Here is a 25,373-nt window from a genome sequence, read left to right as displayed (position 1 = left end):
CAATCCAGGATCTTCAATTCAAAATCTTCACCAGCCGATGCAAAGCCTCGGCTGTCGTTTCACTGTCCTGCACCATGGCCAAACGAATATAGCCGGCGCCGGGATTGCTGCCGTCGGCCTGCGGGCGCGCCAGATAACTTCCGGGCACTACGCGCACGCCGCCATCGCGATACAGTCTCACGGTTGCCTCTTCGTCGCCGCCATATGCGGAAACATCGAGCCACAGACAGAAGCCTCCGGCCGGTCGCTTGTAGCCGTAGCGATTGCCGAGGATCTGATCCGCAAGATCGAACTTCAAGCGGTAGAGCCTGCGATTCTCTTCCACATGTGTTTCGTCGCTATAGGCGGCAACCGCGACCTGCTGCAGCGGTACCGGCACCTGCGGCGCGGCCACGTTGCGCAATTCGTGAAACGCGCCGAGGAATTTCTTGTCGCCGGCGACGAAGCCGACGCGCATGCCTGGCAGATTCGAACGCTTAGACAGCGACTGGAACGCGACGACATTGGCATAGTCGGGTCCGGCTGACGCCAGCATGCTGCCGGGCGCGGCCTGCGTGTAGATTTCCGAATAGCATTCGTCTGACAGCACGATGAAACCGTAGCGCAGCGCGAGGTCGTGCAGCTTCTTGAAGTAAGCGGGTGTCGCGACGGCGCCTTGCGGGTTAGCCGGCGATGCGACGTACATCGCCACCGTGCGTGCCAGCGTCGCCTTATCGAGTGCGTCGAGATCGGGAAGGAAGCCGTTGGCCACTGTGGTTGGCATGAAGATCGGCTCGCAACCGGCGGCGCGCGCACCGGCGCCGTAGGCTGGATAGAACGGATTTGGCAGCAGGATCGCCGGCGTACCTTTGCGCGGGCCGACAAAGCGCGCGGCCGTGATCGCGGCGAAGAACAGGCCTTCACGGCTGCCATTCAGCACCAGTATTTCGGTTTCCGGATCGAGGTCGCGCGGGAGATTGAAGCGCGTACCCATCCACGTAGCGGCGGCGCGGCGGAATGGCTCAATGCCCTTGGCGATCGGATAGCGGCCGAAATCGGCGGTGTGTTTGGCGAGGACCGGCCCGACGAAATCCGGCACCGGGTGCTGCGGTTCGCCCAATGACAGTGTGATCAGCGGTTGGCCGGGCTGATATGGCGCCAGCAATTCCGTCAGTCGCGCAAACGGCGAACGCTCGCCATCGGGCCCAGCCGAGGTCCGGCTGCCAGCGCCTTGCGCCGCGGAAGGAGGAGCGGTGAGTGCCATCAGGAAAACGCCAGTACTTTCAAGGCAGCCGATCGCCCCATGAGATCGGCCGAAACGAGATCAAACCACCATAGATACGGCGAGGTTAAGACGCGATTAACCATCGAGGGGCGGGCCTTGCTATCACGTGTTCGGCGGCCGTCCAGGCCTACGCGGGGATCAGAATGGCCCCCAAAAAGTGAAAGGCCCCAGCTTGCGCTGGAGCCCTTCGACGGTTGGGACATTGCCGGGTAGTGCCCCAACCGATCCCTTTGTGAGCATCCCGGACCGATGATCCGGGATGCTCGTAACGCTTACATGTTGTAGGCGCGTTCGGTGTGCTCGGTGACGTCGAGGCCTTCGCGCTCAACTTCAACATTGACGCGGAGACCGACGATCACGTCGACGACCTTGAACAGGATCGCCGAACCGACGCCCGACCACACCAGCGTGGTTGCGACAGCCTTACACTGCGCGATCATCTGGGTGACCATGTCGTAGTCGCCGATCTTGCCGGCGACGTAGTCCATGACGCCCGTGCCGCCGAGGGCCGGGTTGACCAGGATGCCGGTGCCGAGCGCGCCGATGATGCCGCCGACGCAATGGACGCCGAACACATCGAGCGAGTCGTCATAGCCAAGCGAGTTCTTCACGACGGTGCAGAAGAACAGGCAGACGACGCCTGCGACCAGACCGAGAACCATCGCGCCCATCGGGCCCGAGAAGCCGCAAGCCGGGGTGACGGCGACGAGGCCGGCAACCGCACCCGATGCTGCACCGAGCAGCGACGGGTGACCCTTGGTCATCCACTCCGCGAACATCCAAGCCATCGCCGCAACCGCAGTTGCGAGGAAGGTGTTGGTCATTGCGAGAGCGGCAGTGCCCGAGGCTTCGAGGTTCGAACCGACGTTGAAGCCGAACCAGCCAACCCACAGCAGGGACGCGCCGATCATGGTCATGGTCAGCGAGTGCGGAGCCATCAGCTCCTTGCCGTAGCCGGTGCGCTTGCCGATGATCAGGCAGCCCACGAGGCCAGCAATGCCGGCGTTGATGTGAACGACGGTGCCGCCAGCGAAGTCGAGAGCGCCCCACAGGAACACCTGGCCGGCATCGGCCATGACTTCATCAAGCTTGGCCTGAGCCGCAGCCTTCGCATCGGGAGCCGCAGCCGCAACAGCCTTGGCGGCTGCAACGATGGCGTCCGGACCAGCCCAGTACCAGACCATGTGCGCGATCGGGAAGTAGATCAACGTCACCCAGAGCGGGATGAACAGTGCAATCGCGGCGAACTTGGTGCGTTCTGCGAAGGCGCCGACGATCAGACCGGGGGTAATGGCGGCAAAGGTCATCTGGAAGCAGAAGTAGACGAGTTCCGAGATGTTGGCGTCTGCGGTGAACGAAGCAGCCATCGAGTCAGGCGTCACGCCGGCGAGGAACGCCTTCGAGAAACCACCGATATAGGCCGAACCGCCAGTGAACGTGATGCTGTAGCCGTAGAGAGCCCAGATCACCATCACGATGCAAGCGGTGTAGAGGACCTGCATCAACACAGAGAGCATGTTCTTGGAGCGAACGAGGCCGCCGTAGAACAGGGCGAGGCCCGGGACGGTCATCAACAGAACCAGCACCGTCGAGGTCATCATCCAGGCGTTATCGCCCTTGTTGACCGTCGGATCGGCGTAAGCCGCAGTTGCGGCGAACAGGCCAACGGCGAGTGCCGCCAATCCCGCGCCAGAGGGACGCTTAAACGTCATTGTGTTTGACTCCTGATTGAAGAATGGGTGAGCGCGAAATCCGAGGAATTCGACTTAGAGGGCTGCAGCATCGGCCTCGCCGGTGCGGATGCGAACCGCGTGGTCGAGGTTGATGACGAAGATCTTGCCGTCGCCGATCTGGCCGGTCTTGGCGGCGGTGGTGATGGCTTCGATGGTCTTGTCGACCTGATCGGAAGCGACAGCCACCTCGATCTTGATCTTGGGCAGGAAGCTCACCGCATATTCAGCGCCGCGATAAATTTCCGTATGGCCCTTCTGTCGGCCATATCCTTTGACTTCCGTCACCGTCAAACCATGAACGCCAATGGCGGTCAGGGCATCACGGACTTCCTCAAGCTTGAATGGCTTGATGATCGCCATAACAATTTTCATGGGTCCTATCCCCGCTTGGGCCCGACCGAAAACCGACCGGGCGATCTCGACTGAGGTTCACCACGCGGAGAAGTTCACTACGCGGGCACAGCCAGACCAGATAGAATCAAATGCCGTGCCAGATCGGCGGAATTCTCTAACGGTTTATGAATCCCCAGCTTTTCGCGTTTCTCACGTGATGAGACAGAGTGCGCTATTCGGTCGCGCCCAAACTCTAGCCAATCCTGCTCAAAAGGGAAGCATGACAGGCTCTCGACATATTCCTGCTTAGGCGGCGGGCAGCCCAGAGGTGCCCAAATACGTCAATCCGAGGCAAAAAACTCGAAATTGTCTAATCTGCAGGCCTTCCAACTGGCGCGCGTAGAATTGACATGGTTCAACCGGGCAAGGCCGTAGAGCCCTTCGGGCGTATTCGAGCGGACTGTGAGAGCAGCTCTGGCTGAAAGCCCAGTGGGCGCTGGCTTATTGCCTAAAGCGCGTCGCTGTCGGTCTCGCCGGTGCGGATACGCAGGGCGTGGTCGATCGGGGTCACGAAGATCTTGCCGTCGCCGATCTGGCCGGTCCGGGCTCCGGTGGAGATGACCTCGACCGCCTTGGCCGCGAGGTCGGACGCCACAGCGATTTCGAGGCGCAGTTTGGGCAGGAAATTCACGATATACTCGGCGCCGCGATACATCTCGGTATGGCCCTTCTGCCGGCCATAGCCCTTCACTTCGGTCACCGTCATGCCGTGGACGCCGATGGCCGTCAGAGCCTGACGCACTTCATCGAGCTTGAAGGGTTTGATGATCGCGACCACGAGCTTCATGCAGGATTCCTCTTCGGGGGCGGTGTACGACCCTGCTTACGCAATCAGACAGCTTTATGCCATCCCCGTTGGCATGGCGCGTGGAAATTGGGCGGCGACCCTGCCTTCGGGGCGGGCCGTTTGCACGCCAAGACGGCGAAGCGGGATTCATGGCTGGAAGCGGAGCAACTTACGTCGCCGGCTTCTCGCGGCGCTCGCGCACTGAGCCTTCCTGCGCCACGGTCGCCACCAGCGTGCCGTCGGGCTTGAAGATCAGGCCGCGCGCGAGGCCGCGACCGTTCTGGGCGCTCGGCGAATCCTGGCTGTAGAGCAGCCATTCGTCGGCGCGGAACGGGCGGTGAAACCACATGGCGTGATCGAGACTGGCCGCCATCGCCTGACCGTCGAACAAGGTGCGGCCATAGCGGGCCATGATGGAATCGAGCAGCGAAAAGTCCGACGCATAGGCCAGCGCGCACATATGGAGCGCCGGATCGTCGGGCAGCTTCGCGGCGGTACGAATCCAGAAATTAATCCGCCCCTCCGGAATCTTCTCGCCAGCATAACGCTGGAATTCCACCGGACGCAGCTCGATCGGCCGATCGGACTCGTAATAGCGGCGGATGAAATCGGGCATCTTCTCGATGATCGGATGTTTCGAGAGCTCTTCCGCAGTGAGCTTGTCCGGCGGCGGCACGTCTGGCATCGGATCCTGGTGGTTGAACGAGTCCTCCTCCTCGGCGTGGAACGACACCATCATCGAGAAGATCGCATGGCCGTGCTGGATCGCGGTGACACGCCGGGTCGAATAGCTCTTGCCGTCGCGCAGGCGCTCGACCTCGTAGACGATCGGAATCTGCGGGTCGCCGGGCAGAATGAAATAACAATGCAGCGAATGCGGCATGCGGCCTTCGACGGTGCGGCACGAAGCCACCATGGCCTGGCCGATCACCTGGCCGCCGAACACCCGCTGCCAGCGCGTTTTCGGGCTGCGCCCGCGGAACATGTTCACCTCGATGGTCTCGAGATCGAGGATATCGATCAGATCGATCAGGCTCTTGGACATGTCGGCATCTTTCGCTCAGCGGCAATATTAAGGGAGGTTTACCAAGACCTTGGCCGTGCAGGCCCCGGTCCCATTGCCGCCCTTGTTTCGCGATCCTGTTTCGCCCAGCTATAAGCGCGTGGCAACAGCGAGAACGGATATCATGGCGGCACAACGAGGCATTGTCATCGGCGGCGGAGCCTTCGCCGGACTGGCGCTGGCTTTGGCGTTGCGCCAGGGGCTTGGCCCCGATCTGCCGATTATTGTAGCCGATCCCGCGCTGGCGAACCGGCCAAGCCGCGATCCGCGTGCCACGGCCATCGTTGCTGCCTGTCGGCGGCTGTTCGATGCTCTCGGTGTCTGGGATGCCGTGGCTGCCGAAAGCCAGCCGATCCTCGACATGGTCGTTACTGATTCCAAGCTGGAAGACGCCACCCGTCCGACCTTCCTGACCTTCGGCGGTCATGTGGAGCCGGGCGAGCCGTTCGCACATATGGTTGAGAATCGCCGGTTGATCGACGAACTCGTGATCCGCGCCGAAGCGGCGGGCGTCGACCTGCGTGCGACCGCGGTAACGACATTCGATTCACGGGCCGACGGTGTCAGCGTCACGCTCGGTGATGGCAGCGTGATCGAGGCAGCACTTCTTGTCGCTGCCGATGGCGCGCGCTCGAAGCTGCGCGAGCGTGCGGGCATCGCGACCCATGGCTGGGATTATGACCAGTCCGGTATCGTCGTCACTGTCGGCCATGAGCGCGATCACGACGGACGTGCCGAAGAACACTTCCTGCCCGCCGGGCCGTTTGCAATTCTGCCTTTGACTGGCAAGCGCTCGTCGCTGGTGTGGACCGAGAAGCGCGCGGAAGCCGCGCGCATCGTCGCTTTGCCGGATGATGAATTCCATGCCGAGCTCGAGCGGCGGTTCGGCCTGCACCTCGGCGAGGTCAAAGCGCTCGACAAGCCGCGGGCCTTTCCGCTCGGCTACTTCGTCGCGCGCTCCTTCATCGGCGAACGGCTGGCGCTGATCGGCGACGCTGCGCATGTGATCCATCCGATCGCGGGGCAGGGACTCAATATGGGTCTGAAGGATGTCGCGGCATTGGCAGAGACCATCGTCGATGCTGCACGTCTTGGGATGGATTTCGGCCAGAGCGATGTGCTGGAGCGCTACCAGCGCTGGCGCCGCTTCGACACCATGACAATGGGTGTCGCCACCAATGTGCTCAACGTCCTGTTCTCGAACGATCTGCCATTCGTGCGCAGCATCCGCGACATCGGTCTCGGCATCGTCGACCGGCTGCCGCCGCTGAAGGGCGCGTTCATCAAGCAGGCGGCGGGATTGTCGGGCGAAGTGCCGCGGCTATTGAAGGGCGAGGCACTGTAGGCAGCACGTCATGCGGTTATGCCGCTCAACGTGGTGAAGGTGTCTGCTTCTTCTCGCCTTCGAACAGTGGGCGCTCGCGGATCAATCCTTCGCCGACGAGATCGAAGAAGGCCCTGACGCGCGCCGTATTCTTCAAATCCGCATGAGTCACGATCCAGAGTTCACCCTCAAGTTCCTTGAGGGGCTCAGATAGTGCTCTTGCCACCCCGGCGTCGTGATCTGCGAGATAGCACGGCATTAGCGCGAGCCCGATGCCGGCCTTCGCTGCGACGAGCTGATTGACCAGACTGTTTGTCCGATAGACGAAGGCGTTCGATGGCGCGGCGCGCGACAGCCAGTCGGCGGCCCCGATGCCTGATGTTGTTTCCTCCCAGCCGATCAAGGAATGGCGATCGATCTCGGATGGATTCGATAACGGGCCGCCAATTGCCTCGAGATAGGCAGGGGCCGCATAGAGCCCCCACGCGATGGCCGACAGTCTGCGTCCCCAAAGATCGCCTTCCTTCGGACGGATAGGGCGCAATGCGATGTCAGCTTCGCGGCGCGACAGGCTCAGTACGCGGTTGTCGATCACCAACTCCACGACAATGCCGGGGTGAGTCTGCTGGAAGGCGGCGAGAAGCGGCGTCAGCCGGCTATAGGCCAGCGTTTCGGACGACGTGACCGTCAGGCGGCCGGACAAACGATGATCGCGACCGGATATGTCGCGATCAAGCGCCAATGCCTCGTCCTCCATGCGCTCTGCGCCGGCAGTCATCCGCGCACCGGCCTCCGTCGCTTGATAGACGCCGCCTGGAAGTCGTTCGAATAGCCGCACACCAACCTTGTCCTCCAACGCTTTCAGGCGGCGGAAGGCCGTGGAGTGATCGACGCCGAGTATTATCGCCGCCGCCGTCAGGCTGCCCGCGCGTTGGATGGCGAGCGCCAGCCGAAGTTCGTTCCAATCATCCATGCCGACGAAGATAGCAGTGTGGCTGCTTGCAGTCACGCAAGCGTCGCTGGCGAAATGCCAATGAGACTTGCGTTTGCGCGGGCGCTACCTTGCTGGTGCGATAGCGACCCCACGACGGATGCAATGAAAGATCCAAACATGAAACTCTATTACGCCACCGATACCTGTTCGCTCTCGCCACACATTGTTGCGAACGAGGCGGGTATCCCGCTTGAACTCGTGCGGGTGGATATCCGGAAGTCGCCCCACGTCACCGAGGCGGGCAGCGACTATTCGACGGTGAACCCGAACGGCTATGTGCCGGCGCTGGCGCTCGATGATGGGACAGTGCTGACCGAGGGCACCGCGATCGTTCAATACCTTGCGGACCTCAAACCCGAAAGCAGGTTGGTGTCACCTGCGGGCACCCCGCAGCGTGTCGAGCTGCAATCCTGGCTCAACCTCATCGCCACTGAACTCCACAAGATGTTCAGCCCGTGGCTGTTTCACCCCGAATATGGCGCGCAGGCGGCAGATGTCGCGCGCGCAAAGATTGCAGAGCGGCTGACGTCGGTCGAACGCCATCTGGCGGCGGGCGGGCCGTTCCTGCTCGGAGAAGGCTTCACGGTGGCCGACGCCTATCTGTTCACGATCGTCGGGTGGTCCAACTTCGCAAAGGTGGATCTGTCCAACTTTCCGTGTCTGCGCGACTTCATGGCTCGCGTCGAAGCGCGACCCGCCGTGCAGCAGGCCATGCGCGCCGAGAGAATAAAGGTGAGCGCATGACCGTGGATCAGCCAGACGCGCCAGCACTGACGCTCGTCAGCCATCATCTCTGCCCTTATGTGCAGCGAGCGGCCATCGTGCTTGCCGAAAAGGGTGTCCGTTTCGAGCGGCGCTATATCGATCTCGCGCACAAGCCGGACTGGTTTCACGCGATCTCGCCGCTGGGCAAGGTTCCGCTTCTGCTTGTCCGGCGCGACGGCAATGACACCGCCGCACTTTTCGAGAGCGCGGTGATCTGCGAATATCTCGAAGAGACGCAGATGGGCGTGCGGCTTCATCTATCCGATCCGCTCGAACGAGCCGGGCACCGTGGCTGGATCGAGTTCGGCTCGTCGATCCTCGCCGATCTGTGGGGATTCGAGACGGCCACTGACGCGAACAGCTACGAAGCGAAGCGGAAGATGTTGGCCGGCAAATTCGGTCGCATCGAGAACGTGCTAACCGCAGCGCCGTTTTTCGCGGGGGAGCACTTCAGTATGGTCGATGCGGTTTACGCGCCGATCTTCCGCTACTTCGATGTGTTCGATACCATCGCTGACACGGAAGTCTTCGCCCAAACACCCAAGGTTCGGGCATGGCGCGCAGCGTTACGCAGGCGTCCGAGCGTAGCGAATGCCGTCACGGCCGACTACGCTGATCGGTTGCGCGCATTCCTCGCTGAGCGGGACGCACATCTTCTCAAGATCGCAGCATGAGGCAGCCATGAGCCAGGGCGTCGCATGGCTGCTACTGATCGTGGCCGGGCTTCTGGATGTGGGGTGGGCGATTTCGATGAAATATGCGACGGGTTACACCCGACTGGGCTGGACCATCCTGTCGCTGATTTTCCTCGCCGCGTTCGTCTACCTGCTTGGTCGGGTTCTGGAGGTTCTGCCGGTGGGGTCCGCCTACGCGGTATGGGTCGGGATCGGTGCAGCCGGGACGGTTCTGTTCGGAAGCGTGCTGTTTGGCGAGTCGATGAGTCTGCTGCGCGGCGGCGGGGTCGCCCTCATCGTCGCGGGTATCGTCGCCCTGAGATTTGCGCCGGCATGAGCCGCCACATCAGAAATTCAGTCGATCTTCCGCGCTTCTTCCGGCAGCATGATCGGAATGCCATCACGGATCGGATAAGCAAGCTTGGCCTGGCGCGAGATCAGCTCCTGGCGGGCCGCATCGAATTCGAGTTGCCCCTTGGTCAGCGGGCACACCAGAATCTCGAGCAGCTTGGCGTCGACGGTGCTTTCGGCGCGCTCGATTGGCGGTGTGGTCATGGGTGCGCTCCGGTGATGCGGTCGTTGATCATGGTTATTTATCAGAATTACTGCAGCGGTGGGTCGCCGCTGGTGCGCTTCTTGGCCAGATCCATTTCAGTGACAGCGATCAGGATCTCGGCGCGGGTCTTGAGATCGGGCGCTTCGAGCATCGCCTGTTTCTCGGGCGGACCATAGGGCGACATCATCGCCAGCGCATTCACCAGGGCCTCGTTGGGGGCCTTATCGATGCCTTCCCAATCCACTTTCAGGTTGTTGGCCTTGAGGAAGTCGGTGAGCACCGCGAGCAGCGCGGCCCGATCGACATCGTCTTCGCCCTTGCGCGCGGTGAAATCGTCGATAAAGGGGAAGTAGTCGACCTTGCACTGCCGGTACGCCGTCAGCACCGAGAGTTCCTGTACCACCTCGAAACGGGAAACGCCGGTCAGTTCGAGGATGTAGCGGCCGTCGCCGGATTCGGCGAGTTGGGTGATGCGCCCGACACAGCCGACCTTGAACAGTGCCGGCTTGGCCTCATCCGGCGAATGCGCCGCATCGGGCTGGATCATGCCAATCAGCCGGTGCCCGTCGCGAAGCGAATCGTCGATCATCGCCAGATAACGCTGCTCGAAAATGTTCAGCGGCATCTGGCCGCGCGGCAGCAGCAGCGCGCCCGGCAGCGGAAAGACCGGGATCACCTCGGGAAGTTCGGCAGGCCCGCGATAGTCGGCATTGATGGGCATGTCCGGTTCCGATTCGTCACGCGAGGAGAATTACGAGAACAGGATAGTCGATAACCGCCTGCGACCGTCAACCGTGGCCTCATCCGTCGGTCCCCAGGCGTCGAAGAACTGGATCAATTGCTTGCGGGCGCCGTCGTCATCCCATTTGCGATCACGCTTGACGATTTCAAGCAGGTGACCCGTGGCCTCACTGCGCTGATTGGCGCCATTGAGCGCGATCGCAAGGTCGAAGCGGGCCTGATGGTCGAGCGGATTCGCGGCGACCTTCTGTTCCAGTTCGGTGACCGGACCGAGCGCACTGGCCTGTTCGACCAGATCGATCTTGGCCTGCACGGCCTTGACCGCAGCGTCCTCACGCTTCGCGACCGGGACGAGCTCAAGGGTCTGCTTGGCCTGCTCGATGGCGCCGGTCTCGACGTAACAGCGGGCAAGACCAGCAATGGCGGCGATATTGCCGGCGTCGGCGGCAATCACCTCGCCATAGATCGAGGCGGCGGTCGCCGGATCGCCCTCCGCCAGAATTGCTTCGGCTTCCTGCAGCAATTCTGCTGCCGTGGGCTCGGCCCCAGGCATGCCGGCTGTCAGCTTGTCGATGAACGCGTTGACCTGGCTCTCCGGAACCGCACCCATGAAGCCATCGGCCGGCTGGCCGTTGACGAAGGCGATCACGGCGGGGATCGACTGGATGCCCATCTGGCCGGGAATCTCCGGATTCTCGTCGATGTTCATCTTGACCAGCTTCACCTTGCCCTTGGCGGCGGTCACGGCTTTCTCGATGACGGGAGTCAGCTGGCGGCACGGACCACACCAAGGCGCCCAGAAGTCGATCAGGACCGGCTGGCGCTTGGATTCCTCGATGACGTCCTGCACGAAGGTGCGGGTGGTCGTGTCCTTGATGAGAGCGGTTGCTGCCTGCGGCGTCGAACCTGCCTGCGGCGCCTGTGCGCCGCCCTGATCCATGATGGTCACGTGAACCTCGCTCGATGTCTGAAAAATTTGGCTGCTTCTAGCATGGCCTGAGCGATTAAATGGCGTCCGTGACAGTAATTTGCAATCCGGTGAAACAGGTCCGGCAGGGGTCGATTCGACCCGAGAAGCGACATTTGACTGTTTTGAACCGTTTTCCGGGCCGAATCGGGCTCAAAGGGCCATAAATCGCGATTAACTCGCCGCGATTCGAGTTGCAGTCTAACTGTTGCATTCGCCACCGGCATTTGGCATAGGTCTGCGCGTCGGCGGCGAGCAATCGCTGCCTGTCTTCTCGGATGCGGGTGTAGCTCAGTGGTAGAGCACGACCTTGCCAAGGTCGGGGTCGAGGGTTCGAATCCCTTCGCCCGCTCCAGAATTTTCCTGGTTTTTTGGCATCAGTTTTATCGATCGCAGGCCGCCGTCAGGCGGCCTTGTCGTTTGTGATCCGCAGGCACGCAGATCCGCCCTGCATCGCTTGAAATCATCGGGCGTTGGGCAGACAATCCACGGGCGAAGCGGGTACGAGACTGACGATGCCGTCGACCACTGATTCCAACCTGGAAATTGCCAAGCGTGCCAATGACGAGGCGCGGGCGGATTTTGCGACCTGGGTGATGATGGCGAAGCTGAAAAGCCTCGACGCGCTGCCGCAGGAAGCCCAGACATTCTATGCGGGCTATCTCGCGCTGCTGGCGCGTGGCAAACAATCCGAGCCAGCCGCGGCCGAAGCCACCATCCAGACTGTCTACCGCAGCTATTATTCCCGCATGGGCGGCACCGGCATCGCGCCCATCATCAAGACGGCTTCGAGATCAAGACCAATGCCCGACGACAACAATAACAACGTCACGCCTTTTCGCCGGATCAAGCCCAACACGCCACCGCCCCCGCGCGAAAAGAAGAAGCTGCCGGTAGCGTTGATCTTCATCGGGTTGATCTTGCTGGCCGTGGCCTGGCGCTATCTCACCAAGGGTAGCCTTTAAAAAACGTAGCAGTGATCGCGCGATGATGCGGTGCGATGCGCCAATTGCATCAGGCTACTGGAACTAACTTTCAAAATTTTTCAAGATGTCGTCGTGATGGCGACGTCTTTCATTTGCGTGAGCGTTAGTTGCGCTTTTCACCTGCGACATTTGTGCTAGCATCTCACTGTCTGAGAAAATCACAGACCAATAAAGTTCGTCTCGAACGTTCAATAAGACATAGCAGCCGCAACAAGCTGCACAGGGAGTGACGCGATGAAATCGATGACTGGTCGATCCGTTGTTGCGTGCGCCGCCATCCTCGCTACGGCGATCGGCATGGCCTCGCTCAATCAAGCGAGCGCACAGCAAAAGCTCAAGAGCTACAAATCCGATACCAAGGAATTCTGGACCAATCCGCCGGACGACTGGTTCCTCGGCGACGAGACCGAAGCGCAAAAGGGCCTCGCGCCGCCGTCGGGCCCGCCGACCGGTGCGTCCGATGCCGAACTCGCAGCCATGATGAAGAAGATCAAGCTGCCGCCGGGATTCAAGATCGAGGTCTATGCGTCCGGCGTGCTGGCGGCGCGGCAGATGGCCTGGGGCGATAAAGGCACGCTCTTTGTCGGCTCGTTCGGCCTCGGCAACGTCTATGCGATCACCGACAAGGGCGGCAAGAAAGAGGTCAAGACCGTCATCAAGGGCATGAAGATGCCGACGGGCATCGCCTTCCAGGACGGCGCGCTCTATGTGATCGATATCAACAAGCTGATCAAATACGAGAATGCCGAGGCAAATATCGACAAGCTCGGTGACGGCAAGGTTGTCTATGACGACATGCCGTCATTCGCGGCGCATGGCTGGAAGTATCTCGCGCCGGACAAGGACGGTTGGTTCTACGTTCCGTTTGGACCTCCCTTCAACATCGGCATTCCGCCGACCAGCCTTTCGCAGATCCGCCGTGTCGATCCCAAGACCGGCAATGCCGAAATCGTTGCGCTGGGCGTGCGCAACTCGGTGGGCGGCGACGTCGATCCCCGCACCGGCAAATACTGGTTCACCGAAAATGCGCGCGACTGGATCAGCGACGATATGCCGAGCGACAAACTCAACATGATCTCGAAGCTTGGCGAGCATTTCGGCTATCCGCATTGCCATCAAGGCAACATGCCGGATCCGAAATTCGCCATGGGTCACAAGTGTTCGGAATTCACGCCGCCGGTGTTGAATCTCGGCGCCCATGTCGCTCCGTTGGGGATGAAGTTCTATACCGGCAGCATGTTTCCTGCCGAATACAAGAACAACATCTTCATTGCGGAGCATGGCTCGTGGAACCGGCACAAGTATCAGGGCGCACGTATCAAGCGTGTGATCGCCGGGCCGGATGGCAAGAACGCCAAGCAGGAGATCTTTGCCTCCGGCTGGATCGAGGGTGACCAGGGTTATCTCGGCCGCCCTGCCGATATCGTTCTGGCCAAGGATGGATCGCTGCTGATTGCCGACGATTGGGCAGGCGCAATCTATCGCATCAGCTACGCGAAGTAAGTCGCGAATTGCGTGAGGCTGGAGTTGCGTCATCCGCAGCTCCAGCCTCATGTATTCTGGAATGGGAATGTGGCTCATGCATCGTTCTGCAATCGCGGCTGTTCTTGTCTTTCTAGTTCTTGGTTCTGAGTCCAGTCCGGCTGATGCCGCCGATATCGCCGCGGGCAAGGAGAAAGCCGAGCTCTGCAGCGGCTGTCACGGCGAAAACGGCATCTCGCAAATGGAGAACGTCCCTTCGCTCGCCGCACAGCCGGATCTGTTTATCCAGTGGCAGCTGGTGTTCTTCCGCTCGGGCACCCGCAAGAACGAACAGATGCAGCCGGTCTTGGAGCAGATCGACAACAACGACATCCGTAATCTCGGCGCCTATTTCGCCTCGCTGAAGCCGCCGGAGGGCAAAAAGCCCGATGACAATCCGGATCTGTCGGCCAAGGGCGCGCAAGCGGCGGTCGGCCGGCGCTGTGCGTCGTGTCACACGGAAAGTTATGGTGGCACGAAGGCGGTGTCGCGTATCGCCGGACAGCGCGAGGACTATCTCGTCAAGGCGCTGCGCGATTACAAGTCCGGCGTCCGCGCCGGTGGCGGCATGGCAGCGATGGCTGAGGTTGCCTATTCGCTAAGTGAAGAAGAGATCACTGCGCTGGCGCATTATCTGGCGCATCTATGAGGGCAAATCCGTAGCCCGGATTGCGATTGGCCTGATCCGGGCTACGTTGCGATGCTTACGCTACCCGCTGATACTCATACGCCTTGAGATGCGTATAGATCATCCGCAGTCGCGGCACGGCAACCTTGGCGGCATCGGCGCGGGCGATGACATCGCCGACGATCTGGTCGGCCTCGATCTGCGCCTTGTTGAGGATGTCGCGATACATCGAGGCGGTCATCTTCGAACCTTCTGCTGTCAGCATGCCCTCGGTGCGTTCGAGGAAGGCTGCCCGCGGTGCGAAGCCGTTGGCCTTGGCGACGCCACTCATCTCATCCCGCACGCCGAGGATGAAGTCCCGGCCGCCAGGTGCCGCGACGATGTCACCGACAGCGCCGCGCATCGCGCTGGTCGAGCCGGCAATCGTCGCCAGGAACACCCACTTCTCCCACATATCCTGCATGATATTCTCGGAGGCCGCGCCTCCAAAGTTGCCGGTCGCCATGATCGCAGCGATCGCCTTCACGCGATCTGAACTGCCGCCCTTGCGTTCGCCGAAGCTGAGCACCTGCATTGGCGCCATCTGGACGACCTCGCGCGCCTCGTTGAGCGTCGCTGCGATCTGGCATTGGCCGCCCATGACGTTCTCGGCGCCGAACTTCTTCTCCAGTACGTCGAGATGCTTCATGCCGTTGAGCAGCGGAATGATCGCCGTGTTCGGCCCAACCGCGGGTGCAAAGGACGCGATGGCGTCGTCGAGGTCGAAGGCCTTGCAGCTCAGCAGCACGACATCGAATTTCTCCTTGATCGCATCTGCCTGCACCGTCGGCGGATTCTTCAGGGTCACGTCGCCGTGCGGGCTCTTGATGACAAGGCCGGCGCTTGCCAGCTCACCGGCGCGCTTCGGGCGAACCAGGAAAGTGATGTCATTGCCGGCCTGTAACAGCCTGCCGCCGAAATAGCCGCCGATGGCACCGGCGCCGACCACGAGAATACGCATTGGGATGAGTCCATGTTGGATTGGAACGTGAAGCTGTCAAACAGTAGCCCGTCATTGCGAGTGAAGCGAAGCAATCCAGTTCCTTGTCGATGCAGGGCTGGATTGCTTCGTCGCAAGGGTTCCTCGCAATGACGGCTGTGGCGTGAGCGGACTACCACTTCTCTCCGAACGGGCGGATCTCCAGCTCGAACGTCCAGGCGCTACGCGGCTGCTGATAGAGCTGCCAGTATGACTGGGCGACCGATGCAGGCGGCATCAACAAATCGGGATTGTTGAGCGCCTCCTTGCCCCACATCTGCTCGCGGCGTTCGCGCACCCAGGCGGTGTCGACGCCGCTGTCGATAATCAGATGGGCAACATGGATGTTTTTCGGGCCGAGCTCGCGGGCCATCGCCTGAGCTACTGCACGCAACCCGAATTTGGCCGATGCAAAAGCGGCAAAACCACTGCCGCCACGCAAGCTCGCGGTGGCGCCTGTGAAGAAGATGTTGCCCTGGCCACGCGGCATCATCAGCCGTGCAGCTTCGCGCCCGGCCAGGAAGCCGGAATAGCAGGCCATCTCCCAGACCTTGCGAAACACCCGCTCGGTCGTCTCCAGAATTGGGAAATTGACGTTGGCGCCGACATTGAAGATGCAGACCTCCAATGGCGCATGCGCATCGGCGTCATTGAGGAAGGCGGCGATCTCGTCTTCCTTGCGGGCATCGAGCGAGCGCGCCACGATCGTGCCGCCCATAGCCTCGATCTCTGCCACCAAAGGCGCCAGCTTGTCGCCGTTACGGCGCCCAGCGAACACCGTGAAACCTTCGGCGGCGAATTTCTTGGCGATCTCCGAGCCGATAAAATCACCGGCGCCGATGACCGCGACAGTCGCGTTGCGCTTCTGCATGATGTGCTCTCCGCTATTTGCCGGCGCCGGTAATCAATTCCTCGACCTCGCGCAGCTGTTCCTTGCCGAAGAACATCTCGTTACCCACGAAGAAGGTCGGCGAGCCGAAGGCGCCGCGCTCCACGGCGGTCTGTGTGTTCGCCACCAGTACTGCCTTCACCTCGGGCTCCTGTCCGCGTGCGAACAGTCTTGCGCCATCGAGACCCGACTCGGTCAGCGCTTTGATGGCCACGTCGGGGTCATCCATCTTCTTTGGCTCACCCCACATATGATGGAATGCCGCCTCGACATATTTCTCGAACACGCCGTCAAGCTGTGCCGCGATGGCGACGCGCATCAGGTTCAGCGTGTTGACCGGGAAGAACGGATTCATCGTGTATGGCTTGACGCTGAAGCGCTTCACGAACCGCTCGGTCTCGATTTGATGAAATTCACGTTTGTTCTTGACGCCGGCATAGGTCTCCGCCGGCGAGCGATTATTGGTCGCCTTGAAGATGCCGCCCAGCAGGACCGGGACGTATTCGAATGTCACGCCGGTGCGCGCTTCGATCGCCGGGATCGCCAGATGGCTGAGATAGGCGTTGGGGCTGCCGAAATCGAACAGGAATTGTGGCGACGTCTTAGTCAAGGCGGTCTCCCGAATTTTTATTGGGTGCAGTGTGGCGCAGCACGTGCGATGCGTCCACATCTTTTATGATGACCGTAATGCTATGGCTTGACGGCGTACAATGTCAGATCAGACGCTGTACGGTCCGTTTGCGCCACACCAGCATGTAATAGCTCATCTGCAGAAGAAACATGGCGCAGAAGGTGATGGGGTAAGCGGCCCAGACGCCATCGAGACCGATAGTGCGGCTGAGGATGACGGCCGAGGGCACCTCGATGGCAACGATGGCGAAAACCAGAAGCGCCAATGGTGCGAATACCGTTCCGCTGGCACGCATCATTCCGGAGAAGGTTGTGGCCATGCCGAACAGGACCGAACTCCACAGTACAATGTGAAGCGATCGCTGTGCGAGTTCGAGGACCACGGGATCGACAATGAAAAAGCTCATGAGAGTGCGGGAGAACAGGTAGGCGATCGCCACCAGTCCGCCGGTCAGGACGAGGTTCATCAGCAATCCGGTGCGGACGATGGCGCCGAGCCGGTCGGCCTGGCTGCGGCCGATGGCCTGCGCGCCGAAGATCGAGACCGTAATCGAGATCGAAATGGCCGGAAACTGCACATAGCTCAAAATCTGGTTGACCGCGCCATAAGCGGCGGTCGCGTTGGAACCGAAGCCGTTGACGAGGCCGAGCAGCACAAGTTCGGCCACCGACATTACGGCCATGCCGATCGCGGAAGGGATACCGATCCGCAACACCTTGCGCAGCAGCGCGGGGTCAAGCCGTATTCTGCGCAGGAGCTCCGCGTCGGGCGCGAGCGCGTGTTTCTTGCGGCGCAGGTACATGGCGAGCCAGAGCAGCGTGAACGCGCTCGACGCGGCCGCGGCGCAGGCAGCGCTGGCCACGCCAAGTCGCGGCAGGCCAAACCAGCCCTGGATCAGCGCCGGTGTGACGGTGAGGCCTATGAATGTGGATAGTGCCAGCGCCCATAGCGGCGTCACGGTGTCGCCGACGCCGCGCATCATCGATGTCATCAGAATGAAGATGAAGGTCGCCGGCATCGCCAGCATCATGATCCGGGCATAGGCGCTGGCCTGGTCGAGAACATCTGCCGGTGTCGCAAGCGCAACCATCATTGGTCGGCTCAACAGGGCGCCGAACACCGCGATGATGACCGCTAGCAGAAGGGCGACAGCGAGAGTCGTGCCGGCCACCGCCTTTACCTTGTGGCGCTCGCCTGCGCCCCAGGCCTGGCCAATCAGCACCGACGCGCCCGCTCCCAATCCCACGACGAAGGAGATGAAGAAAAACATTATCGGAAAGAACACCGATGCCGCCGCGAGCGCATCGACGCCGATCATCTGGCCGACATAGATGCTGTTGATGGTGCCGAACAGCGATTGCAGAATATTGCTCAGCATCATCGGCGCAAGGAAGGTGAGAAACGTCCTCCACAAAGGACGCGGTGTCATCGGCAAAGGCTCAGACATAGCGGGTTCTCGGTTGGCACGAAGACATAACGGTCCGTTAGCGCGCGTTGATGCGCACGGTGTTGTGGTGGTCGATGAGGCCGGGTGATCAGGCCGGTGGGGCGGCGGCCTGATCACGAAATGCGAGTATTACGATGTGATCGCGGATATCGACTGGCCAGTTCGCGATGAGTTCGGTGAAGCGCCGTTGATCGCCGGCAAACAGCGCGCGCGACGCTTCCTCAAAGCCCGGCCGATCCCCGGCCATGGTCGACATGAAGTGATAGGCCGCATCGCGCGCGGCGCGTTGACGATCCCTGTCGCCACTCGCGCGGCGGGCATTTTCTACCAGCTTGCGCAGCGCGACTGAGGCACCGCCCGGCTGTGCGCCGAGCCAATCCCAGTGTCGCGGCAGCAGCGTTATTTCGCGGGCGACGACGCCGAGCTTCGGCCGGCCACGGCCACGGGGCTCAGCGGGCGCGTCGGTTTCCGGCTCGATAGTTGTTGGCTGAGGCAGACGGGCGACGACCTCGCGGTGGCTGCCGCGCAAATCGATATCGAGTGACTTGCCGGTGGCATTGTCGAAAATGACGATCGGATCGGCGATTGCGCCGGTCGCGATCTTGATTGCGATCGCCACCTCGGCCAATGGCCCAGAAGCCAGCAGCTTCGGACCGGCAAAGGCGCTAAACGGAGGAACACTCATTTCAGTCATGGGATAAGCCCGTCTCATCATCAAGATCGATGCTAATTATACCCGGATAATATATCTGTCAATATTACCCGGGCGATAATTAAGTGCGCCAGCTCGCAAAGGATCGCCATGCTCACTGTCCATCACCTGAATAACTCGCGCTCCCAGCGCGTCCTGTGGCTGCTCGAAGAGCTCGGCACTCCCTATGAGATCATCAGATACAACCGGCAGCCCAACATGCTGGCGCCGCCGGAGCTGCGGGCGATTCATCCGCTCGGCAAGTCGCCGGTCATCACCGACAACGGCAACACGATCGCCGAGTCCGGCGCGATCGTCGAATATCTCGTCAAAACCTACGGCAACGGCCGGCTGATTCCGCCTGACAACACACCGGAGCGCCTGCGCTTCACCTATTGGCTGCACTACGCCGAGGGGTCGGCGATGCCGCCGCTCCTGTTGAAGCTGATCTTCCTGATGCTGCCGAAGCGCGCGCCGCTGCTGATGCGCCCGGTGGTCAAAGCCATCGCGGCGAAAGCGCTGAACACGCTGGTCGATCCGCAACTCAAACAGCACATGGCGTTCTGGGAAGGCGAACTGTCGAAGAGCGAATGGTTCGCGGGCAGCGAGTTCACTGCAGCCGATATCCAGATGAGCTTCCCGCTCGAAGCCGCGTCCGCGCGCGCCGGGCTGGAGCAAGGACACCCCAAGGCGATGGCGTGGCTCGCGAAGATCCACGCGCGGCCCGCCTATCAGCGTGCGCTGGAGAAGGGCGGGCCGTATTCGGTGGGGCGCTAGACCGCGGGGAAGCCGAACAGCTTCTGCGGATTGTTCGTGAGGATACGATTGCGCGTCGTCTCATCCGGCACCCACTCTGCAAGCAGGTCGAGCAGATCACTTACGCCCATCATCACATCCCAGTTCGCCACATGCGGCCAGTCGGAGCCCCAGATGCAACCATCCGGATTGGCGGCGACCAGCTTCAGGGCGAAGGGAATCGTATCGCTATAGGGCGGGCTACCCTGGATGCTGGTGCGATAGGCGCCGGACAGCCGCACCCATGCGCTGTCACGAACGAGTCCGACCAGAGCGTCGAAGCCCGGATCGTTGATGCCGCGTGAGGTCGGGAAGTGTCCCATGTGGTCAACGAGGAATGGCACCGGCAGTTTCGCAAAGCGTGAGGCGAGAGCCGGAATATCCTTGGCATCGATCAGGAATTGCAGATGCCAGCCCATCTCGCGGCAGAGCGACGCGTAGTCCTCAAGCTGCGCGAAACCCATCCCGCCGCCATAAAGCACGTTGAGCCGAAGGCCGACGACGCCGGCTTCTTTCAGCGCGGCCTTCTCCTTCTCGGGGCAATCCAGCCCGATCACGGCGATGCCGCGCAACCGCTGGCGATTGGCGGTGAGTGCATCCACCAGCAGGCGGTTGTCGGTGCCGTGTACGCTGACTTGCGTCAGCACGCCGTAAGTCATGCCGGTCGCATTGAGCATCGATAGATAAGATGCCGCCGTGGCCTCCGGCGGTGTGTAGCTCCGCCCGGCGACGAACGGATAGTCCGGCGGCAGACCGATCACATGGGCATGGGTATCGACGGCACCACGCGGCACGGTGAACCGTGTCGCGCTGCGCTGGGTCGGTTGCGGCCCCGGGCAAGCCCGGGGTTCGCTGGGGGATGAATCAGGCGTCTGCATAGAGAATACGTCCGCGGGTTTCAGGCAACGCATAGGCTGCGAGGAAGAACAGGCCGTAAGCCAGCACTGCGAAGATCGCGATGGCATTGCCGAGGCTGGTGGTGTTGGACAGAGCGCCGACCAGGAACGGGAACAGAGCGCCGATACCACGGCCGAAATTGTAGCAGAAGCCCTGACCAGATCCGCGCAGACGTGTTGGATAGAGCTCCGTGAGGAACGCGCCCATGCCGGAGAAGTAGCCCGACGCAAAGAAGCCGAGCGGAAAGCCGAGGATCCACAGCACTTCGTTGGTGAGCGTCACCTGTGTGTAGATCAGGATGACTGCGATGGCGCCGAGCGAGAAGGTCAGGAACAGGTTGCGCCGACCGATGCGGTCGGCGAGCCATGCACCGACGAGATAGCCGATGAAGGAGCCGACGATCAGCGCCGAAAGATATCCGGTCGATGAGACGATCGACAGCTTGCGCTCGGTGGTGAGGAAGCGCGGCACCCAGAAGGTGATGGCGTAATAGCCACCCTGGCAACCGGTCGCAGCAAGCGATGCAAGGATCGTGGTCTTCAGCATCGGGCCGGCAAAGATTTCGCTGAGCTTGGGCCGATCGCCGCTGGCGTTCTGCTTGGCGCGGGTCTCCGCGGCGATGACCGGTTCTTCGACGTAGCGGCGCAGATACAGCACCAGCAAAGCCGGCAGCGCGCCGATGGCGAACATCCAGCGCCATGCCGTTTCTGGTGGAAGCCATGAGAACAAAACCGCTTGGGAGAGCACGGCGAGGCCCCAGCCGATCGCCCAGCCGGACTGTACAGAACCGACTGCGCGGCCGCGATACTGAGGACGGATGGCTTCGCCCATCAGCACTGCGCCTGCAGCCCATTCACCGCCGAAGCCGATGCCGAGCAGCGCACGCGCCACCAGCAGCTGATCGAAATTCTGCACGAAGGCACAGATCAGCGAGAAGAACGAGAACCACAGGATCGTTAGCTGCAGCGTGCGGACGCGGCCGATACGGTCGGCAAGATAACCGCCGAGCCAGCCGCCGATGGCGGATGCGAGCAGTGTCACCGTGCCGGCGAGGCCGGCGGTGCCGGGATCGACCTTCCACATCACGATGATGGTGCCGATCACCAGCGGATAGATCATGAAATCCATGCCATCGAGTGCCCAGCCTGTGGCGCAGGCCCAGAACGTGCGGCGCTCCGGTGGATTCATATCGCGATAGAAGGCCAGAAGGCTGGTGTCTTCGATTTCCGCGCGCTCAATGGCGCCGGGATCGGTTGGTCGGTTGCCGCTCATGGTTGTTTCCCCCCTTTTGTCATCTTGGTTCGGGGGGGGCGCTCACCCGCGCGCCCCTGGGGGCACCGGATATGTCATTGGACGTCAGTACCCAGATGCCTCAGCGCCACGCGTACGCGGATCAGGGGCACCAAGCAAGCCGTCTGGCGTCACCAGAATAGAATTGGCCGAAGTCTGGCCCATGGGCTCGACCACCTTGTGGCCCATGGCACGCAGGGCATTGAGGGTCTCTTCGCTAAAGCCGCGTTCGATGCGCACTTCATCAGGCAGCCACTGGTGATGCAGGCGAGAGGTCGCGACGGCCGACATCACATCCATTCTGTAGTCGATCACATTGACGATCACCTGCAGCACCGTCGAGATGATGCGGCTGCCACCGGGCGAGCCTGTGACGAGAACAGGCTTGCCGTCCTTCAAGACAATAGTCGGCGACATCGATGACAGCGGCCGCTTGCCCGGGCCGGGCAGGTTGGCTTCGAAGCCGACCAGGCCGAAGGCATTCGAGGCGCCGGGTGCTGCGGTGAAATCGTCGAGCTCGTTATTCATCAACACGCCCGTGCCATCGGCGACGAGGCCGACACCGTAGGGAAAGTTGAGCGTATAGGTATTGCTCACAACATTGCCGGCAGCATCGACCACGGAATAGTGGGTCGTGTTCTGCCCTTCACGCGGAGGCACCGCAGACAGCGCGTCGGTCCATGGCGTCGCCTTGTCGAGATCGATCGAGGCGCGCTGTTTGGCGGCGTAGTCTTTCGAGGTCAGTATCGCAATCGGTGCATTGACGAATGCGGGATCGCCAAGATAGCGCGCACGATCGGCATAAGCGCGTTTCATAGCCTCGATCAGTAGATGCAGCGACGGCGCCGAGCCTTGCCGCAAGGTTGCCACTGGAAAGCCTTCGAGGATGTTGAGTGTTTCCAGCAGCACTGTGCCGCCGGATGATGGCAGTGGCATCGAGACGATATCGTAGCCCCGATAGCTGCCGCGCACCGGCTGGCGGATCACCGGCTGATAGGCCTTGAGGTCTTCGATCGCAAAAATGCCGCCGGCCTTGTTGATGCCATCGACCAGCTTCTGCGCCACCGGGCCTTCGTAGAATCCGCGTGGCCCTTGCGCGGCGATTGCCGTCAGCGTCGCAGCAAGGTCGCTCTGGGTCAGCGTATCGCCCGGTTGCAGCGCTGTGCCATCGGAGCGCGAGAAGATCTTCACCGATGATGGCCAGCGCGCGGTGCGTCGTTGCAGATCGGGCAGCGTGGCGGCGATATCGTCCGCCACGACGAAGCCGTCGCGCGCCAGCGCAATCGCGGGCTGCAGCAGATCCGACCATGTGAATTTGCCCGAACCGTATTTTTCCAGCGCAAGCGCGAGCCCTGCCACCGTGCCGGGGACGCCGATGCCCAATGCGGAGTCACGCGATTTCGCGATATCCGGCTTGCCGTCATTGCCGAGAAACATGTCACGGGTGGCTTTGGCCGGCGCGGTCTCGCGGTAATCGATGGTGATGTCCTCGCCGGCGGCGGTATGGATCACCATGAAGCCGCCGCCACCGATATTGCCGGCGCGCGGATAGGTGACGGCCATGGCGAAACCGCTCGCAACAGCCGCATCGATCGCATTGCCACCGTGCGCCATGACATCCGCACCGACCTTGGCGGAGATCTTCTCCTGGGCGACGACCATGCCATGCGTGGCTGCGATGGGTTTGAGCGTGCCTGGCGGTGCGGGGGTATAGATGTCACGCGCCTGCTGCGCGTTTGTCGATGCCGGGACGACGAGTATAAATGCGAGTGCTGCGACGCACGTACAACGCAGGAAAGCAAACGGTGCCATCGATCACTCCGGCTGACAGCGGACATGATCGCATCGCCGTCTCGAATGCTATATGGCTTGTGAAACGTACGAGACAACACTCTGTGATTCGCGGGGGATACCACGCATGGCGGTCGCCGCCGCTTCATCAGCCTCTGTGACAGCGGCGCCAAAGACCTATCCACCGCGCTCTGCGGTGATCAGCTGGATGTTTTTCGACTGGGCGGCCCAGCCTTACTTCAGTCTCATCACCACCTTTGTCTTCGCGCCCTATTTCGCCACGCGCGTGGCATCCGATGCCGCCACGGGACAATCGCTGTGGGGTTTCGCTACTGCTGCGGCCGGGTTGATCATCGCGCTGGCATCGCCGATGCTTGGCGCGATTGCCGATGCGAGCGGCCGCCGCAAGCCGTGGATCGCAAGCTTCGGTGCGATCTTCGTGATCGGCGCCTGCATCATGTGGATCGGCAAGCCCGGCGATCCCGCTATCATCCTGCCGCTGCTGATTGCCTATGGCTTGGCGACCATCGGCGTGGAATTTGCCACCGTGTTCAACAATGCGATGATGCCGACGTTGGTGCCGCCGGATAAAATCGGCCGCCTGTCCGGTTCGGGCTGGGCGCTCGGCTATGTCGGCGGCATTCTCAGCCTGATCATCGTGCTCGGCTTCATGGCTGCGAACCCGACCACTGGGCGCACATTGTTCGGTCTGGTCCCGATCCTCGGTCTCGACCCCGCGACGTTCCAGGGCGATCGCATTTCGGCGCCGCTGTCGGGCCTGTGGTTCGTCGTCTTCGTGCTGCCGATGTTTCTGCTGACGCCGGATTTTCCTGCAAAGGTTTCGCCCGGTCACGCCGTGCGTGCAGGTCTGACCGATCTCAGGCACACGCTAAGCGATCTGCCGAAGCATCGCTCGATGATGGCATTCCTGATTGCCAACATGATCTACACGGACGGGCTGGTGTCGCTGTTTGCTTTCGGTGGCATCTATGCGGCCGGCACGTTCGGTTGGAATACGATTCAGATCGGCACGTTCGGTATCATCCTAGCCATTGCCGGAACGTTCGGCGCCTTCGTCGGCGGCAAGCTCGACGATGCGTTCGGACCGAAGCGTGTGATCACTGGCAGCATCCTGCTGCTGCTGACCTCGATCATCGCGATCCTGCTGATTGATCGCGAAACCATCTTCTTCATCAAGGTCGCGCCGCCGGTGCCCGGTGGCGGCCTGTTCGCGGCGCCTGCGGAGAAGGCCTATCTCGCGCTGGGTTGCCTGATCGGCATGGCGGGCGGTCCGTTGCAGGCGGCATCGCGCACGCTGTTGATCCGGTTGGCACCGCAGGATCGCATCGCGCAATTCTTCGGTCTGTTCGCGTTGACAGGGAAGGTAACGTCCTTCATGGGGCCGCTATTGATCGGCCTCGTCACCGCAGTCACCGCCAGCCAGAAGGCTGGCATGGCGGTGCTGGTGCTGTTCTTTGTTGGAGGTCTTGGCCTGCTCGCACGGGTGCGAGAGGCCTGAGACTGAGAA

Annotated in this window: 26 protein-coding genes and 1 tRNA gene; 10 read left to right on the top strand and 17 right to left on the bottom strand. The window is 61.5% G+C overall.

Annotation, left to right across the window (positions count from 1 at the left end):
* Positions 1 to 13 precede the first annotated feature (13 nt).
* From AB7828_RS21110 to tesB, 5 genes are all read right to left on the bottom strand, one after another.
* Positions 14 to 1,243 (bottom strand): aminotransferase class I/II-fold pyridoxal phosphate-dependent enzyme, encoded by a 1,230-nt coding sequence (locus tag AB7828_RS21110; protein ID WP_441231074.1) that lies wholly within the window; start codon positions 1,241 to 1,243, stop codon positions 14 to 16.
* Between the two features lie 293 nt (positions 1,244 to 1,536).
* Positions 1,537 to 2,976: an ammonium transporter gene (locus tag AB7828_RS21105; protein WP_089263149.1), complete on the bottom strand. Its 1,440-nt coding sequence runs from the start codon at positions 2,974 to 2,976 to the stop codon at positions 1,537 to 1,539.
* A gap of 54 nt (positions 2,977 to 3,030) precedes the next feature.
* Positions 3,031 to 3,369 carry a P-II family nitrogen regulator gene (locus AB7828_RS21100; protein ID WP_068730208.1) on the bottom strand — a complete coding sequence of 113 codons (339 nt, stop codon included), beginning with the start codon at positions 3,367 to 3,369 and terminating at the stop codon, positions 3,031 to 3,033.
* A 469-nt stretch (positions 3,370 to 3,838) separates the two neighbouring features.
* Complete coding sequence (locus AB7828_RS21095) at positions 3,839 to 4,177, bottom strand: P-II family nitrogen regulator (RefSeq protein ID WP_089263151.1); 339 nt, start codon at positions 4,175 to 4,177, stop codon at positions 3,839 to 3,841.
* Positions 4,178 to 4,346: 169 nt separating this feature from the next.
* The gene (gene tesB, locus AB7828_RS21090) at positions 4,347 to 5,222 is read right to left on the bottom strand and encodes an acyl-CoA thioesterase II (protein ID WP_089263153.1); all 876 of its coding nucleotides are present in this window, start codon (positions 5,220 to 5,222) and stop codon (positions 4,347 to 4,349) included.
* A 142-nt stretch (positions 5,223 to 5,364) separates the two neighbouring features.
* Between tesB and AB7828_RS21085 the strand changes: the two genes are divergently transcribed.
* Positions 5,365 to 6,585: a ubiquinone biosynthesis hydroxylase gene (locus AB7828_RS21085; RefSeq protein WP_441231073.1), complete on the top strand. Its 1,221-nt coding sequence runs from the start codon at positions 5,365 to 5,367 to the stop codon at positions 6,583 to 6,585.
* 25 nt (positions 6,586 to 6,610) lie between these two features.
* On the opposite strand, the gene AB7828_RS21080 is transcribed toward AB7828_RS21085, so the two are convergent.
* A complete protein-coding gene (locus tag AB7828_RS21080; protein ID WP_441231072.1) occupies positions 6,611 to 7,573 on the bottom strand; it encodes a LysR family transcriptional regulator in 963 nt (320 codons plus the stop codon).
* 102 nt (positions 7,574 to 7,675) lie between these two features.
* Here AB7828_RS21080 and gstA point away from each other — a divergent pair, with 102 nt between their 5' ends.
* The 3 genes from gstA to AB7828_RS21065 are packed head-to-tail and all read left to right on the top strand — an operon-like array spanning position 7,676 to position 9,334.
* Positions 7,676 to 8,302: a glutathione transferase GstA gene (gstA, locus tag AB7828_RS21075; protein ID WP_441231071.1), complete on the top strand. Its 627-nt coding sequence runs from the start codon at positions 7,676 to 7,678 to the stop codon at positions 8,300 to 8,302.
* The gene (locus AB7828_RS21070) at positions 8,299 to 8,997 is read left to right on the top strand and encodes a glutathione S-transferase family protein (protein WP_441231070.1); all 699 of its coding nucleotides are present in this window, start codon (positions 8,299 to 8,301) and stop codon (positions 8,995 to 8,997) included. Before gstA ends, AB7828_RS21070 begins: the two co-directional genes overlap by 4 nt.
* A gap of 7 nt (positions 8,998 to 9,004) precedes the next feature.
* The gene (locus AB7828_RS21065; protein WP_441231069.1) at positions 9,005 to 9,334 is read left to right on the top strand and encodes a DMT family transporter; all 330 of its coding nucleotides are present in this window, start codon (positions 9,005 to 9,007) and stop codon (positions 9,332 to 9,334) included.
* Between the two features lie 17 nt (positions 9,335 to 9,351).
* On the opposite strand, the gene AB7828_RS21060 is transcribed toward AB7828_RS21065, so the two are convergent.
* From AB7828_RS21060 to trxA, 3 genes are read right to left on the bottom strand one after another with little or no spacing between them, the layout of a single operon-like run.
* Positions 9,352 to 9,552, bottom strand: a complete 201-nt coding sequence (locus AB7828_RS21060) for a Trm112 family protein (protein ID WP_068730204.1) — start codon at positions 9,550 to 9,552, stop codon at positions 9,352 to 9,354.
* Positions 9,553 to 9,599: 47 nt separating this feature from the next.
* Complete coding sequence (locus AB7828_RS21055; protein WP_068730203.1) at positions 9,600 to 10,274, bottom strand: LON peptidase substrate-binding domain-containing protein; 675 nt, start codon at positions 10,272 to 10,274, stop codon at positions 9,600 to 9,602.
* A gap of 30 nt (positions 10,275 to 10,304) precedes the next feature.
* Positions 10,305 to 11,243, bottom strand: a complete 939-nt coding sequence (gene trxA / locus AB7828_RS21050) for a thioredoxin (RefSeq protein WP_414716828.1) — start codon at positions 11,241 to 11,243, stop codon at positions 10,305 to 10,307.
* Between the two features lie 298 nt (positions 11,244 to 11,541).
* On the opposite strand from trxA, the gene AB7828_RS21045 reads away from it, so the two are divergent.
* From AB7828_RS21045 to AB7828_RS21030, 4 genes are all read left to right on the top strand, one after another.
* A tRNA-Gly gene (locus AB7828_RS21045) sits at positions 11,542 to 11,616 on the top strand.
* A 160-nt stretch (positions 11,617 to 11,776) separates the two neighbouring features.
* On the top strand, positions 11,777 to 12,226 hold the full coding sequence (locus tag AB7828_RS21040; RefSeq protein ID WP_170849625.1) for a hypothetical protein: 450 nt from the start codon (positions 11,777 to 11,779) through the stop codon (positions 12,224 to 12,226).
* A 255-nt stretch (positions 12,227 to 12,481) separates the two neighbouring features.
* Positions 12,482 to 13,750 carry a PQQ-dependent sugar dehydrogenase gene (locus AB7828_RS21035; RefSeq protein ID WP_120287658.1) on the top strand — a complete coding sequence of 423 codons (1,269 nt, stop codon included), beginning with the start codon at positions 12,482 to 12,484 and terminating at the stop codon, positions 13,748 to 13,750.
* A 76-nt stretch (positions 13,751 to 13,826) separates the two neighbouring features.
* Positions 13,827 to 14,417, top strand: coding sequence for a c-type cytochrome (locus tag AB7828_RS21030; RefSeq protein ID WP_439078814.1), 591 nt, complete (start codon positions 13,827 to 13,829; stop codon positions 14,415 to 14,417).
* A 55-nt stretch (positions 14,418 to 14,472) separates the two neighbouring features.
* Here AB7828_RS21030 and panE read toward each other — a convergent pair whose 3' ends face one another.
* The 5 genes from panE to AB7828_RS21005 form a co-directional block, all read right to left on the bottom strand.
* The gene (gene panE / locus AB7828_RS21025) at positions 14,473 to 15,396 is read right to left on the bottom strand and encodes a 2-dehydropantoate 2-reductase (RefSeq protein WP_439074161.1); all 924 of its coding nucleotides are present in this window, start codon (positions 15,394 to 15,396) and stop codon (positions 14,473 to 14,475) included.
* A gap of 151 nt (positions 15,397 to 15,547) precedes the next feature.
* Positions 15,548 to 16,285 (bottom strand): SDR family oxidoreductase, encoded by a 738-nt coding sequence (locus AB7828_RS21020; RefSeq protein WP_120287656.1) that lies wholly within the window; start codon positions 16,283 to 16,285, stop codon positions 15,548 to 15,550.
* Between the two features lie 13 nt (positions 16,286 to 16,298).
* Positions 16,299 to 16,913 (bottom strand): 2-hydroxychromene-2-carboxylate isomerase, encoded by a 615-nt coding sequence (locus tag AB7828_RS21015; RefSeq protein WP_439078811.1) that lies wholly within the window; start codon positions 16,911 to 16,913, stop codon positions 16,299 to 16,301.
* Between the two features lie 103 nt (positions 16,914 to 17,016).
* Positions 17,017 to 18,381: an MATE family efflux transporter gene (locus tag AB7828_RS21010; protein WP_439078810.1), complete on the bottom strand. Its 1,365-nt coding sequence runs from the start codon at positions 18,379 to 18,381 to the stop codon at positions 17,017 to 17,019.
* Between the two features lie 88 nt (positions 18,382 to 18,469).
* On the bottom strand, positions 18,470 to 19,075 hold the full coding sequence (locus AB7828_RS21005) for a DUF2239 family protein (protein WP_441231068.1): 606 nt from the start codon (positions 19,073 to 19,075) through the stop codon (positions 18,470 to 18,472).
* A gap of 108 nt (positions 19,076 to 19,183) precedes the next feature.
* Here AB7828_RS21005 and AB7828_RS21000 point away from each other — a divergent pair, with 108 nt between their 5' ends.
* Complete coding sequence (locus tag AB7828_RS21000; protein ID WP_441231067.1) at positions 19,184 to 19,849, top strand: glutathione S-transferase family protein; 666 nt, start codon at positions 19,184 to 19,186, stop codon at positions 19,847 to 19,849.
* Here AB7828_RS21000 and AB7828_RS20995 read toward each other — a convergent pair.
* The 3 genes from AB7828_RS20995 to ggt form a co-directional block, all read right to left on the bottom strand.
* Complete coding sequence (locus AB7828_RS20995) at positions 19,846 to 20,745, bottom strand: amidohydrolase family protein (protein ID WP_441231066.1); 900 nt, start codon at positions 20,743 to 20,745, stop codon at positions 19,846 to 19,848. The genes AB7828_RS21000 and AB7828_RS20995 overlap by 4 nt on opposite strands.
* On the bottom strand, positions 20,732 to 22,036 hold the full coding sequence (locus tag AB7828_RS20990; protein ID WP_089263183.1) for an MFS transporter: 1,305 nt from the start codon (positions 22,034 to 22,036) through the stop codon (positions 20,732 to 20,734). The genes AB7828_RS20995 and AB7828_RS20990 overlap by 14 nt, the downstream gene beginning before the upstream one ends.
* Positions 22,037 to 22,120: 84 nt before the next feature.
* The gene (gene ggt, locus AB7828_RS20985) at positions 22,121 to 23,866 is read right to left on the bottom strand and encodes a gamma-glutamyltransferase (RefSeq protein ID WP_441231065.1); all 1,746 of its coding nucleotides are present in this window, start codon (positions 23,864 to 23,866) and stop codon (positions 22,121 to 22,123) included.
* A 106-nt stretch (positions 23,867 to 23,972) separates the two neighbouring features.
* On the opposite strand from ggt, the gene AB7828_RS20980 reads away from it, so the two are divergent.
* Positions 23,973 to 25,364, top strand: a complete 1,392-nt coding sequence (locus AB7828_RS20980) for an MFS transporter (protein ID WP_089263187.1) — start codon at positions 23,973 to 23,975, stop codon at positions 25,362 to 25,364.
* Positions 25,365 to 25,373 lie beyond the last annotated feature (9 nt).

Origin of the sequence: Tardiphaga sp. 215_C5_N2_1, from assembly GCF_052076055.1 — a bacterium.
In the GTDB taxonomy this organism is placed as follows: Bacteria; Pseudomonadota; Alphaproteobacteria; order Rhizobiales; family Xanthobacteraceae; genus Tardiphaga; species Tardiphaga robiniae.
Note: the sequence above shows the minus strand (reverse complement) of the source record. Positions and strands in the feature narration are given on the sequence as shown.